Annotated in this window: 14 protein-coding genes, 1 tRNA gene and 4 pseudogenes; 8 read left to right on the top strand and 11 right to left on the bottom strand. The window is 57.9% G+C overall.

Features of this window, described 5'->3' with window-relative positions; translation table 11 throughout:
- Nucleotides 1-94 precede the first annotated feature (94 nt).
- Nucleotides 95-1,027, bottom strand: coding sequence for a hypothetical protein (locus JCM13583_RS00955; RefSeq protein ID WP_075056335.1), 933 nt, complete (start codon nt 1,025-1,027; stop codon nt 95-97).
- Between the two features lie 59 nt (nt 1,028-1,086).
- Between JCM13583_RS00955 and JCM13583_RS00950 the strand changes: the two genes are divergently transcribed.
- The 7 genes and pseudogenes from JCM13583_RS00950 (at nt 1,087) to JCM13583_RS00925 (ending at nt 7,093) form a co-directional block, all read left to right on the top strand.
- Nucleotides 1,087-2,289: a class I SAM-dependent methyltransferase gene (locus JCM13583_RS00950; protein WP_075056334.1), complete on the top strand. Its 1,203-nt coding sequence runs from the start codon at nt 1,087-1,089 to the stop codon at nt 2,287-2,289.
- 92 nt (nt 2,290-2,381) lie between these two features.
- Nucleotides 2,382-2,967 (top strand): annotated as a pseudogene (ribA, locus tag JCM13583_RS00945) (GTP cyclohydrolase II).
- Nucleotides 2,968-3,005: 38 nt separating this feature from the next.
- Nucleotides 3,006-4,099, top strand: a pseudogene (locus JCM13583_RS00940) (glucose 1-dehydrogenase).
- Between the two features lie 2 nt (nt 4,100-4,101).
- Nucleotides 4,102-4,836, top strand: coding sequence for a bifunctional 5,10-methylenetetrahydrofolate dehydrogenase/5,10-methenyltetrahydrofolate cyclohydrolase (locus JCM13583_RS00935; protein ID WP_171823314.1), 735 nt, complete (start codon nt 4,102-4,104; stop codon nt 4,834-4,836).
- 140 nt (nt 4,837-4,976) lie between these two features.
- Nucleotides 4,977-5,435 carry a hypothetical protein gene (locus tag JCM13583_RS11650; protein WP_162509136.1) on the top strand — a complete coding sequence of 153 codons (459 nt, stop codon included), beginning with the start codon at nt 4,977-4,979 and terminating at the stop codon, nt 5,433-5,435.
- A complete protein-coding gene (gene nadE, locus JCM13583_RS11645; protein WP_162509135.1) occupies nt 5,317-5,709 on the top strand; it encodes an NAD(+) synthase in 393 nt (130 codons plus the stop codon). Before JCM13583_RS11650 ends, nadE begins: the two co-directional genes overlap by 119 nt.
- Before the next feature lie 61 nt (nt 5,710-5,770).
- Nucleotides 5,771-7,093: pseudogene (locus JCM13583_RS00925) on the top strand (sodium:proton antiporter).
- Here JCM13583_RS00925 and JCM13583_RS13465 read toward each other — a convergent pair.
- From JCM13583_RS13465 to JCM13583_RS00890, 8 genes are all read right to left on the bottom strand, one after another.
- Nucleotides 7,082-7,354: a hypothetical protein gene (locus tag JCM13583_RS13465; RefSeq protein WP_171823294.1), complete on the bottom strand. Its 273-nt coding sequence runs from the start codon at nt 7,352-7,354 to the stop codon at nt 7,082-7,084. The pseudogene JCM13583_RS00925 and the gene JCM13583_RS13465 sit on opposite strands and share 12 nt — an antisense overlap.
- 77 nt (nt 7,355-7,431) lie before the next feature.
- Entirely contained in the window at nt 7,432-7,878 is a 447-nt protein-coding gene (gene tadA, locus JCM13583_RS00915) for a Flp pilus assembly complex ATPase component TadA (RefSeq protein ID WP_075056332.1), read from the bottom strand.
- Nucleotides 7,875-8,366: a type II/IV secretion system ATPase subunit gene (locus JCM13583_RS00910; RefSeq protein WP_162509133.1), complete on the bottom strand. Its 492-nt coding sequence runs from the start codon at nt 8,364-8,366 to the stop codon at nt 7,875-7,877. Before JCM13583_RS00910 ends, tadA begins: the two co-directional genes overlap by 4 nt.
- Before the next feature lie 35 nt (nt 8,367-8,401).
- Nucleotides 8,402-9,148 carry a type II secretion system F family protein gene (locus JCM13583_RS00905; RefSeq protein WP_075056330.1) on the bottom strand — a complete coding sequence of 249 codons (747 nt, stop codon included), beginning with the start codon at nt 9,146-9,148 and terminating at the stop codon, nt 8,402-8,404.
- Nucleotides 9,145-9,528: a type II secretion system F family protein gene (locus JCM13583_RS00900; protein ID WP_075056329.1), complete on the bottom strand. Its 384-nt coding sequence runs from the start codon at nt 9,526-9,528 to the stop codon at nt 9,145-9,147. Before JCM13583_RS00900 ends, JCM13583_RS00905 begins: the two co-directional genes overlap by 4 nt.
- A gap of 118 nt (nt 9,529-9,646) precedes the next feature.
- The gene (locus JCM13583_RS11640; protein ID WP_171823313.1) at nt 9,647-10,015 is read right to left on the bottom strand and encodes a hypothetical protein; all 369 of its coding nucleotides are present in this window, start codon (nt 10,013-10,015) and stop codon (nt 9,647-9,649) included.
- Nucleotides 9,999-10,376 carry a hypothetical protein gene (locus tag JCM13583_RS00895; RefSeq protein ID WP_162509130.1) on the bottom strand — a complete coding sequence of 126 codons (378 nt, stop codon included), beginning with the start codon at nt 10,374-10,376 and terminating at the stop codon, nt 9,999-10,001. Before JCM13583_RS00895 ends, JCM13583_RS11640 begins: the two co-directional genes overlap by 17 nt.
- On the bottom strand, nt 10,345-11,403 hold the full coding sequence (locus JCM13583_RS00890; RefSeq protein ID WP_075056327.1) for a type II/IV secretion system ATPase subunit: 1,059 nt from the start codon (nt 11,401-11,403) through the stop codon (nt 10,345-10,347). Before JCM13583_RS00890 ends, JCM13583_RS00895 begins: the two co-directional genes overlap by 32 nt.
- Before the next feature lie 107 nt (nt 11,404-11,510).
- On the opposite strand from JCM13583_RS00890, the gene JCM13583_RS00885 reads away from it, so the two are divergent.
- A tRNA-Ala gene (locus JCM13583_RS00885) sits at nt 11,511-11,585 on the top strand.
- Between the two features lie 73 nt (nt 11,586-11,658).
- Here the strand turns inward: JCM13583_RS00885 and JCM13583_RS00880 are convergent.
- Nucleotides 11,659-12,198: pseudogene (locus tag JCM13583_RS00880) on the bottom strand (site-specific integrase); the annotation flags it as partial.
- A 231-nt stretch (nt 12,199-12,429) separates the two neighbouring features.
- Nucleotides 12,430-12,612: a hypothetical protein gene (locus tag JCM13583_RS00875; RefSeq protein WP_162509129.1), complete on the bottom strand. Its 183-nt coding sequence runs from the start codon at nt 12,610-12,612 to the stop codon at nt 12,430-12,432.
- Nucleotides 12,613-12,639 lie beyond the last annotated feature (27 nt).

Genomic DNA, 12,639 nt, shown 5'->3' with positions numbered 1-12,639 from the left:
GTACAGCCTTCACCCGGCAGGAGAGCATCCGCCATGAGTATCACCTGTGGAAGGCTGCACAGCAGCATGGAGGGCTCACTGGCACCAGCATGGATCATAGGGAGACAACATACAGGGTTGAGGCCCTGAACTGGAGGCCTTTTAGGAGTGAGCCGGAAATTCCCTCAATGTGTATGGTATCACCGGAGAGTGTGACTGTTGCAAGGGCACCCAGGTGCCATGAAGCAGAGGAGTCCTGAAAGGCTGTGCTGTTGAAGTACTGCTGCATCATGCTGTTGAGAGCTGAAGCCGCTGGCGATGTGATCGTGTAGTTGAGCGACAGCATATCGATCCTCCCTATCTCTACAGCGGTCCCGTCAATGGTGGTTATGGAGCCACTCTCAAGCGATAACTGCGTGGTGTTCTCCACGGTCATGACGACATCGCTCTCCGTGTCCGAGGAGTATGCTGTGTCCCGGCCCACATAGGATATCATCGAGACGGAGAGGTTGGAAGAAGAGGCCGATACGGGAGAGACACCCCTGCAATAGACTGACCCGCCAATGTAATCTAGGACGACGGAGGTATCCTCCAGGTACACGAAGAGTGGCTGGGCCCCGTCCGTGTAATACCCTGAGGCCAGAGACCCGCTCCCAGCTATCGAGAGGTTAAGGTAGGCGTGCGAGGAGGTGGAGTTCGAGAGGTAGGTGAAGTCGACCAGTATGGACAGGGAGACGCTCTCCACCGGGGAACTGTTAAGGATGGAGATGCTGGTCGGTTCCGGGCCGGAGAATGGAGGTATTCCAGCTATCCCCTGCGCCACAGGGAACGATAGCTGCTCGCCTTCCACCAGACCCCCCCCAGCCACGCCGCTGTCCATTGAGAGGAACGACTGGACGAGGGCACCCTGGTACCTGTAGTCGTTCGATGCTGCCTGTGTTGGCAGGTACCAGGCGAGGACGGAGGTTGCAACGCTCACAGCGATTGCTATGACCAGTATCGTGCCTATTATCTCCGATACTGCCCTGTCGTCCCTCCGTGTGTCCATTGCCCGGAGTACCAGCGTGCTCTCAATAATAATATTTTCACACGCATTACCAGGGCGAAATGCGAACGGCATCAACCCAGGCCGAGCTCAGGTTCCTCATGTCACTGGTGAACGATGATGGCAAGAGGGAGAGCACGGATGCGCTGATAAATGATATAGTGCGCATGATCGACGAGGGCCACCAGAGGGAGCAGATAGAGAGGCAGGTAAAGCACAGGCACTTCGGCCTGCTCTTCCAGCTGGCCCGTGGAAGGATCTCGGCAAGGAAGAGGTTCACGAGGTGGGACAGGGTCTACCTGGATGAGTACTCATCTTCTTTCTCCACCCCCCCGGAACTGCCCGGCATGTACAGGGGGGGCAGGAGGCTGCAGGGGGGGAAGAGCATAGCGGACATAGGCTGTGGCGCAGGGATGCAGGCCATATTCTTCTCACTGGGCCACTGCAGGGTCACTGCGGTCGAAAAAGACCCTCTCAGGTACACGCTGGCACTCCTCAACTCCCTGGCCTACAGGGCGAAGGTGGATGTTGTCCATTCCGACTACGCTTCCCTCGACCCCGGGAGGATCGAGGCAGACGTGGTGTTCTCTGACCCCCTGAGGCCAAGGGAGGAGGGTGTGAGGACAATGGGCACACTCCTCCCCTCACCCCTTGCCCTCATGGACTTCTTCGGGCAGAGGGACTATGCCTTTGACCTGCCGCCGCAGATGAGGTGGGATAACATACCCGTAGATGGGGGGGAGAAGGAGTACATATCTGTGGACGGGGGGGAGCTGAACCGCCTTACCCTCTACACCGGTAGCCTTGCCCTGTCAGGGAGCAGTGCAGTGATGCTGCCGCAGGGAAGGGTGATCAGGGGGGGTGATCCCGGAGAGGTGGGGGGGCTGGAAGCCATCAGGGAAGCAGGGAGGTATGTCTACGTCCCTGACCCTGCTGTTGTTCACGCCAGGCTCCTCCACACAGTGCCTGGCATTAGTGACATGCGAGTGCTTGAGAGTGGCCCCCCCAGGAGGCTCGTCCTGACCTCCGACACCGAATACAGTGGATTTCCAGGGAAGGCCTACATGAGGATATCCGGCAGCTCCGACATGGTGGAGAGGCTGAGGGAGAACAACATCGGCAGGGTCTTCGTGCGCTTCAGCTCCAGCCCCGGGGGGGAGAACTACAGCGAGAAGATGAGGATCGAGAGGGAGATCAGGGGCGAAGGCACGGCCTACATCTTCAAGGATGGCTCCGGTCCGTTTGCCGCCGTGGAGATCCCATGACCCGCAGGCTTCCATTTTGTCAAATTTCTCTTTACATGATCGCTGGAATGGAATCATTTCTATACAAAAAGTAAATAACAAGGGGGGATCGGATGATCAAGCTCTACGCAAAGGCAAAGCTGCCAACCATGGCAGGCATGTTCGACATATACACCTTCGAGAACGATGAACACCAGGACCATGCAGTCCTGGTGAAGGGGGGACGTCACGGGGAAGGAGGACGTGCCCCCCCTGAGGATACACTCGGAGTGCCTCACTGGCGACGTCTTCGGCTCAAGGAGGTGTGACTGCCGCGACCAGCTCATAAGGTCTCTCGTTTACCTTGGCAAGCAGGAGTACGGGATGCTCATATACCTCAGGCAGGAGGGCAGGGGGGGGATCGGCCTCCTGAACAAGATAAGGGCCTACAGCCTCCAGGACCAGGGCTACGATACGGTGGAGGCGAACCTCATGCTTGGCCTGCCCGTGGACAAGAGGGACTACACCTTCGCGGTGGAGGTCCTCAAGTACTTCAACGTAAAGTCTGTGAAGGTCATGACGAACAACCCGGCCAAGATGGACTTCCTCCTCGAACACGGCATAAGGGTCACGGGCAGGATACCTGTGAAGAGCACGCCCACGCCCTACGATGAGTTCTACCTGACAACCAAGAGGGAGAGGCTGGGACACCAGCTCTGACTGCGACCCTTTTTATCCTGCGGAGCGATGGTGAGGCCATGGCGCAGGTAAACGCGATCCTCACAGACGCTCCGAAGGGTGGCGTGAGGTACGGGAAGATCGACATAAGGGATGAGGAAGGTGCGAACGCCAAGCTGGAGCCAGTTTACACTGGCATATGCGGTACCGATAGGGGCATTGTGTCTGGCTCGCTTCAGTTCGCCTACAACCCGCAGGGCTACTCCAGCCTTGTGCTGGGCCATGAGAGCGTGTGCAAGGTGATCGATATAGGAGAGAACCCGTACCACATCAGGCCAGGGGACTATGTGGTGCCGGTGGTGAGAAGGCCCGGGGGACTGCGTGAACTGCCTGGCCGGGAGGCAGGACAACTGCTCCGACGGCAACAAACACGAGGCCGGCATAACGGGCATGCACGGCTTCATGCGTGAGTACTTCTACGACCACTCCGACTACCTCGTTAAGGTTAAGGACCCATCCATACTGGACGTGGCAGTCCTTACTGAGCCTACGAAGAACGTGATGAAGGCCTTTGAGGTCTTCAGTGTCGTCTCTAAGAGGGCCATATTCCACAACAGGCACTCCACTCTCACTGACAAGAGGGCCTTCGTCATAGGGACAGGCTCCGAGGCATTCCTGTACGCCCTCATGTGCAGGGAGTATGGCTTCGAGACCGTGATCCTGAACAGGCACCCGATAGACGAGAGGAAGCTCTCCCTAGCCGACGCTGCAGGCATAGAGTTCCACGACTACTCGAAGGACTTCGACCAGGTCACTCAGGGGGGGCATAGACCTCCTGATAGACACAAGCGGGCACCCGGAGACCATATTCCGCTTCATGAGGAAGATGAACTACAACGGCGTCCTGATCCTATTCGGCACCAACGGGAAGGCGCCTGGTGCACCTCTGGACGGGAGTGACATAGACTACATAGTGGAGAGGAACATCACCATAGCGGGCTCTGTGGACGCAGCACAGGTGCACTATTACCAGGCCCTTGAGTACATCAGGAAGTGGCGCTACGTCTACGGCAAGGCCTTCGCTTCCATGATAACCGGCGTATACTCCCCCGAGGAGACCGATATATTCAGCAGAAAGCCCGCCGAGGAGATCAAGTCCGTGATAAAGTGGTGAGGTTGCACACCGAGCTTCTCCTTGGTTCGGCCCTGTCAGCACAGGTGCTGGCAGAGGCAAGGGCCATGCTGGCAAACTCCAGGCACAGGGCAAGGCTCTGCATAATCGATGTGACCGGTTCGCCAGAGGCAGAGAGGTACTCAAGGAGCCTTGTGAGCAAGGCCAGGGGGGGCATTGGCCTGGAGACGGAATACGTGAAGCGCAACGTGCAGGGAAGGGATGAGGCCCTTGGCATAATAGAAAGGGCCGCCTCTGACAGCTCGAACACTGCGGTCATAGTGCAGACCCCACTCCCCCACGGCATAACCAGCATGGAGGCAGGATCGCTGATACCTGTGGAGAAGGACGCGGACTTCATGAACCCCCCCGCGAGCTTGGCACGCTCTTCTACAACGGGAGGGGGGCCAGGGCCGGCAACCGCATCTGCGGTGTGCAGGTTCCTCGACGCGCACCTCAAGGGCCCTGCGGACATATGCATTGTCAACAGGTCAACGGTGGTCGGCAAGCCACTGGCCCTGATGCTGACCGCAAGGGACCATACAGTGACGGTGTGCCACAGCAGGACCAGGGAGCTGAGGCGGTTCACCGCATCTGCGGACGTCGTGGTCGTTGCAGTGGGCAGGCCGGGTTTCCTCACCAGGGACGACGTCAGGGAGGGGGGGTCCACGGTCATCGATGTGGGCACCTCTGTTGTGGGCGGGAAGCTCGTGGGGGGGACGCGGACTACAGTTCGCTGAACGGGCACGTGGCCGCCATCACGCCAGTGCCGGTGGGGGGGTGGGCCAGGTCACTACCGCCATGCTCATATGGAACGCCGTCTACCTGTCCACGGGGGGGCAGCTGTGAAGTTTTCTATACCAGTATTCACTGACGCCTTATGCCTGAGCCCTCCCAGGAGGCACAGAGGATCGTTGACTTCATCAGGAAGAGTGCTGGCAGCAGGAAGGCAATCGTGGGCCTGAGCGGCGGCATAGACAGTTCCGTTGTGTATTCGCTCTGCATCAGGGCCCTGGGGGGGCCGGAGAGGGTCATTGGCCTCTTCCTCCCCCCCGACGCCAGGACGCCCGCCAGTGATGAGGAAGACGTAATGGAACTGGCGAACTCGCAGAAGGGCACATACAGGAAGGTCTCCATAGAGCCATGGTCTCAGCGTTCGTGGACACCTCGGGGGGGCAACAGACAGGAGGGCGATAGGGAACATAAAGTCCAGGGTCAGGATGGTTGTCCTCTATTACTATGCGAACACCGACGGCGGCATTGTAGTCGGCACAACGAACAGGACGGAGTACCTGACTGGCTATTACACAAAGTACGGGGATGGCGCGTGCGATATTGAGCCGATAATGCACCTCTACAAGCACCAGGTGAGGGAGATGGCCTCGTACCTCGGGGGGGTGCCCAGGAGGATAATAGAGAAGAAGCCCACAGCGGGCCTGTGGGAGGGCCAGACGGATGAGGACGAACTGGGCATAACCTACGACAGGCTGGACAGGATACTGGAAGACCTCTTTGACCTGAGGATCGGGACGCTGACAGAGGAGCACAGGAGGATAAGGGCGATGTACGAGGAGACCAAGCACAAGAGGGAGATGCCGAGGTCGCTGCAGTGAAGGAAATGGGACGAAAGCACTGTGCAAATTAAATATAATGAGGCTGTGATTGGTAAGGGCAATGCTATCTTCCTTCGCCAGCCAGTACTACCAGATAAGCCTCGTGCTTATCCTGGCCGCCTTCTCTATACCGATATCCAGGAAGATAGCGGTTGCCGACATACCCATACTGATATTAATGGGCCTAATCTTCGGCCCGTTCCTGGGCATAATACACCACAGCTTCGCCATATACTTCATGACCGAGTTCGGCTCCGTGGGAATAGGCATACTGGGCATTGTCATAATCCTATACTACGAGAGCCACAACATAAACTTCAGGGTCATAAGGAGGCACTTCTGGAACATAGTGTCCCTCGATACGCTCGGCCTGGTGGTCACGGCACTCGTCGGCGGGGCAATATTCTCCCTCATGTTCAGGGCACCTTTCTCCATAGGCTTCATGTTCGGTGCCATAATATCGCCCACAGACCCTGCCACACTGATCCCCCTTTTCAAGAGGATAAGGATAAAGGAGGACGTCTCCGGCACCCTGGTTGGGGGGGAGAGCATATTCAACGACCCGCTGAGCATAATACTCTTCACCATAGCGGTCGCCATGGTGGCACCCACATCCAGCTACGTCTCCTTCTTCACCAGCATATCCTCCAGGGTGGGCATACCGCTGGCCTCCGTGATCTACCTGCTCATACAGATAACCGTGCCCTCCATAATAGGCATCGTTGTCGGCTTCTCTGTGCTCTACCTTAACAGGCTGCTCAACTTCGAGAACCTCCTGGTTGCGCTCCTCCTCGGGACGGTCCTGCTGGAATTTACCGTGCTGGAGGCATCCGGAATAACACCGTTCCCTGCGATAATAGCTACGGGGGGGCCATAGTTGGCAACTTCTCTGACAAGAGCATATTCTGGAACAGGGAGTCGAACTTCCAGGAGAACCTCTCCTTCCTGGCGCAGGCGGTGATATTCATACTCCTGGGCAGCGTGGTAACCAGGGCGGACCTCAGGGCCTACATCCCCCTACGGCATAGCGATCTCGCTGGCCGTGATGCTCGTGGTGAGGCCCATATCAGTCTATGTCTCAACGCTCCCCCACCAGGGCCAAGTGGATGCCAAGGAGGATAGACAGGAAGGTGGTCACCTTCATGTCACTGGTGGGCCCCCCCAGGGGCGTCGTCTCCGTTGTCCTCTCCACCCTGCCCTACGCAATAGGCCTTGTTGACGCCAACCCGCTCCTGCTGAAGTGGGGGGGCCCCTGATCTCGGTCATGACTGCTTTCGTTGTCCTCATATCCATAGTCGTACAGACAGTATACGTGCCGGTGATCTCGCACAGGCTCTTCGGCATGGCAGAGGCAAAGCCGGGGGGGGACAAGTCAGAGGAATGAGGAGACCTTGGCCATGAACTCCCTCATGTTCCCCGCCTGCAGGGATGAGAGGAACTGGCTCCTCCTCTTCATATCCGCCATGAGTTCAGGTTCAGTGGTACCGGTGGCATCCGCAAGCCTGCGGAGCGCGTATGATGCCCTTGAGAAGGAATAAGTGCCATTTTCCCTGGAGAAAGCCCTGTTGACCAGGAGCTCGCCTGTGTCCCTGTCCAGGCCCATGACCTCGTAAACGGATGAGACGAACCTCCTGGTGCCCCCCATGGCCCAGCTCCGAGGAGAGGAGGACGATGCAGTGCAGCGCTGTGAGCATGTTCCTGGGTATCGAGAGAGGCCTGGCCTCAAGCCTGTGCACCACTGTGCTGATGGAGCCCGCATGGAATGTGGCCATTACATAACGCCCGGCCGACATGGCCTGGAAGAGCGAGAACGCCTCCTCCCCCCCTCTCACCTCGCCCAGGACTATGTAGTTGGGCCTGTGCCTCAGCGCTATGGAGAGGAGACTGTATGCGTCCACCTCTGTGTCCCTGCCTATGCCCTGCCTTGTAACGAGGGGGGGGAGCACGTTCTCCCCCCGGGTACTCGATCTCCCTGGTCTCCTCTATCGTGATGACCCTAAGGTTCTCCGGTATGAACGACATGAGGGCGTTCAGGAACGTGGTCTTGCCGGTGCCAGTCCCACCGCAGACCAGGATGTTCGCACCCCCCCTTGAGACGAGGAGCCAGAGGTAGGCCATGAGGTCGCTGCTGGCCCCCCCTTCCTGCCTTATTATGTCCAGTGGGGTCACAGGTCCTTCCTGAACTTCCTTATGGCCAGGCTCGGCCCCTCAGAGGTCACTGATGTTCCCAGGGTTGCCTGGAGCCTGGAGCCGTCGGGGGGGAGAGATACATCGACAACAGGGTCAGATATGGATATCTGCTTACCCGAGCGCTCCACTATGCTCTTGATGAACTCCGCCAGCTCCACCTCGGACTGGAAGGTAATGTCCGTGGGTATGTAACCGAGGTCCCTGTGGTAAACGAATACAGGCTCCCTGAAGGAGACCACGGAGATGTCCTCCACCTCCGGCACAGACATTAGGGGGGGTGCCAGTGGTCCCAGGCCCAGGACGTTGTCTCTTATGTATTCGAGGATTTCTTTCTCCATACCGGCTGCGACCTTCCTGGCGGCTTCCAGGATCTTGGTATCGTTGGACGCCGTTATGTCCAGCGAAGAGATGACCTCCTCAGCCCTGCGCCTCACTTCCTCGCTGTAACGCTTCCTTGCGCACCTCATTATGTACCGGTTTCCTTCCCTGTCCAGAGTGCATGTCATGCGAGCACCACCGCCAGGAGCACAAGGGAGGAGGCGAGGAGGAAGAGGCCGGAGTAGAAGAGTGCGGCGCCCGGCCTGTCCTCCACTATGAGGCCAGATATGAAGCCTGAAAATGCTGAGCTGACGAGGAGGCCCAGGTTGAAGGCAGATGATATGGCATGGTACCCGAAGCCATGGAGGAGCGTACCGCTGGACAGGGAGAACGCGCTTATGGCGTCCAGGAAACGCACCTCCATGATCACGATCACGAAGATGAACACCGCTGTTGCAACTGCCATTATCAGGAGGTAGTTCTTCATCTCCGCAGAGCGGTTGTTCGCCACCGCCTGTAGCCTCTGCGCGAAATCTGCCACAGACCTTATGACCTGCGGGGGGGAGCTGCCACCCGCATCGGCCGCAACGGAGATCAGGGACGATACCCTCTCGACCTGCACGGACCCCCCCAGGCCCCTGGAGAGTGAGAGGATGGCCCTGGACACTGGCGTGCCACCTGCTACCAAGCGGTTCACAGTGGCGAGGTTCCCGCTTAGTGGCCCGTAGTTGCTCTCCGACAGGTTTCTCAGGGCATCTGCCATCGGCAACCCGAATGACAGGTAGTCGGAGAGGTCCCTCAGGAAGTCAGGCAACATACGCTCTGCCTCCCTTCTCCTCCTGTTGCGCACCATCATCGTGTAGCCGTATGCCACCAGAGCCGTGGAGATAATAATTGAGGACACATATGGCACAGGCATGCCAGTGCTCAAGAGGACACCTCCCTGGACGTCTGGTATATCAGGTAGGCGAAGACTGCACTGACCGCAGGTATTATTATGGCGGATGTGGCGTAGAGGCCCCTTATGAGCAGAGGGCTTGGCGACGGCGATAGTGCGGCGACTATCCCGACCATTATGAGCAGTATTATCGGGAACGCTATGCCCACGGTTATGTAGCTCTCGGTGAGGACACCGAGAGATTCGATATTGACCCTGTTCCTTGTGCCCAGCTCCTCCTGGTACTCCCTGGCCCTGTAGTTGAAGTAATCGCCCAGTGAGCCTCCAGAGACCACCGTGTTCACTATGCCCTGGAGGAAGTCCCCGAACCTTTTGCCGGGCGTATCCCTGGCCACTGCCCTTATGGCAGACACTATGTCCCTGCCCCCCCCAGCCTCGCCATGGAGAGGATGAGGGAGCACTCCCTGGCCACGTGCCTGACCGTCTCCTCGGAGGCAAGCCTCTCCACTATGCCCATGATGGGCGTGCCTGCTATCGAAAGTGCCTGCGCATAGCTCGAGGCATAGACGAGCTCGGCGTCAAGGGCCCTACCGTAAGACCTCCTGGCGCTCTCCGGATACTCGGAGATGAGGCGAGAGTCACAGCGAACGCCAGGAATGCTATGGAATACGAAAGGAACGACAGCCTTGGCACCCTCGACGATATGAGGAACGCCAAGGCGAAGGCCACTGCGGTGACCGATGAGACCGCGATGAACGCCAGGGACAGGTAGTCCGTGGCGCTCATCCTGATCCTCGCGCTGTCCAGCTTCCTCTGGTAGGCATCCATGTTTACGAGCCTGGACAGGAAGGGCTTGAGGACGCTGGACGCAGGCTGCAACCTCTCAGCTGGTGCTGGCATTCCTGACCATCTCCATGAAGCGCCTGTAGTCGCTGACGCCTGAAGAGAAGGCTTCCCTTAACACCTGCCTCTTCCTCTCCATGTCGCCCGCAAACCTTTCCCTGCCCAGTTTCTCCTCCACAACCCTGTAGAGCACGCTCCTCCCGTGAAAGACGTGTCTACCGCTTTGCTTGTCGAGCGAGAAGACCCTGTTAACTATCAGCGAAGAATCTGATGGGTCTATGTCCACGGTCTCATATATTGAGGTCACTACCCTCCTGTTCCCGGAGAAGTTAACGAAGACCACGGTGTCCATGGAGAGCATCATCGCCCTGGGTATCCTGTGCGGCTCACCCTCGAGCCTGTGGACAAGGTTCTCCATGCTCTCCGCGTGTATAGTTGTGTAAGAGGTGTGGCCGGTACTCATGGCCTGGAATATTGCATAGCTCTCCCGGCCCCCTTATCTCCCCCCCCAGCACTATGTAGGTGGGCCTCTGCCTCATGGCTATCTTCACCAGGTCGAAGAGCTCGTACTGTCTCACGCCTGCATCAGACACGAGGCCGGTGCGCCTGACGACCGAAGGCACCCAGTCCGGGTGCTCTATCCTTATCTCTCTGGATTCCTCGATGGAGAAGACCTTGGTGTTCTCCGGCACGAACATGAGGATGGAGTTGAGGAGCGTTGTCTTTCCGGAAGCGGGTGGACCTGCTATCACGGCCGACCTGCCCATCTGCACCATGTACCAGAGGTATACCAGGATGTCCTCGCTCACAGTACCTCTCTGCATCAGGTCTACAGGGGGGGTGAGTGGCCTCTCCCTGAAAACACGAACAGTGAAGCAGGAGCCCAGCGGTGAGATCTCCCTCCCGTATATGGCCTGCACCCTGTGACCGCCATGTGTCACACCGTCGAGGATGGGCCTCCTCATGGAGACATCTGAGCCGGAGAGGGTGGCGAACCTGATTACAAGCGAGTCTACCTGTTCCTGGGAGAGTACCAAGTTCGTCTTCAGGGAACCATAGGAGCTGTGGTAAACGTACACGTGCCTCCCTGGACCATTGCAGGAGATGTCCTCAACATTAGGGTCATGGAAGATAGGCGTTATGTCGCCGTACTCGAAAAACTCCATAAGGAGCCTCTGCCTCACCAGCTGCGGCCTGATGCGCCCATTCGCTGCAACTCCCATTATCAGGTCATCTATTACCTTCCTCCCGTCCTCCATGCCGCTTGAGGAGCGCAGGAAGGCCGTGTAACGCTTCCTGACTTCCGATATGCACCTCCTCTCCTCAGCGCTGTATTCCGGGCCGTTCAGGACATAGAATATGCCGTTGCCTTCCCTCACTATGTCGACCCTGTAGTTGTCGTAAACTGTGTAAGTGGTGAGAAGTCCGCTCTCCTGGAGCTCCATCTGCCCTGAGTCCAGCGGGCGCCAGGATTAAAGTTTTCCCACGCTGGTTGCTGCAGGGTTGCCGAAAGGTGGGAAGATTTATAGGTGCGAATGAAATCAGGTCTACAGGGCCGGTAGATCAGAGGTAGATCGCTTCCTTGGCATGGAAGAGGCCAGGGGTTCAAATCCCCCCCTCCGGTCCATACCGTGCAGACCCTGGTCTTTTTGAACCCTGAACAGATCCACGGATCTGGCCTGCTCTATGGCGTCGTATTGACTGGGATGAAGGTATATAGAGGTTGATTCAAGATCCTCATGGCCGAGGAGCTGGGACACATAAACGACGGATATCCCAGCGCGAATGAGTTCCGTAGCGTATGTGTGCCTGGCCATGTGCGGGTGGAACTTCACGCCCGCTGCCCTGGCCACGTCCGAGCAGATCTTCCGGAAATAGTCGTACGACATCCGGCGCCCCCCCGCCTTGGTCGTGAAGACGTAGTTCAGGTCCCCCCCACGGTCGGACGGCTGGGCCCTGGCCTTCTCGATATAGTCCAGGAGTGCTTCCCTTGCTTCCGGCGGTAGGTAAACTTCCCTGGTCTTCCGGCCCTTGCCCGTGACCGTGATCGTGTCCTCATGGATGTCCTGGACCTTCAGCGAACAGGCCTCGCCCAGCCGGATGCCTGTGCCGAAGAGGAGGTAGAACATGGCCTTTTCCCTAGGGCCGGATCGTGAAGCAGCATCGAGCAAGCGCCTCTTCTCGTCCGGAGAGCAGATGCGGATCCTGAACTCCGTTCCGTACTCTCGGAAGTACTTCATCTGACGAAGGCCGCGGAACTTCAGCCACCTGTTGATGACCTTGATGTACTCGTTCGCCGTTTTATTCCCCCCCTTGTTCTGCCATACGGATCGGACGAAGGATTTGATGGCATCTTCGGAGAGTCCGGCATTATTGGCGACGTATTCCAGCTTGCGGAGGGTTGCCTTCACGGTGGAAGGGGGAAAATCTCTGGTCGTCGATGAGCCATCTCTCGAAGTCGTCCATCTCGCTCATTCTTTCACCTCCACCTTATCTGTATTCAGCGTAATTGCGAGCTTTTCCCTGCATGCCGAGCATACAATGACGTCCGGGCGCAAGGGCTCGCCTATGAAGCGGTACGCGGACAGGGACATCGAAGGATCGCAGTATGCCTTGCCCCCCCAAGCATCGATATGCACTGTCAGCGTCTTCATCTTCCCATTTTTCCATTGATCGAAGTC

Origin of the sequence: Thermogymnomonas acidicola JCM 13583 (assembly GCF_001316105.1) — an archaeon.
GTDB lineage: Archaea > Thermoplasmatota > Thermoplasmata > Thermoplasmatales > Thermoplasmataceae > Thermogymnomonas > Thermogymnomonas acidicola.
Note: the sequence above shows the minus strand (reverse complement) of the source record. Positions and strands in the feature narration are given on the sequence as shown.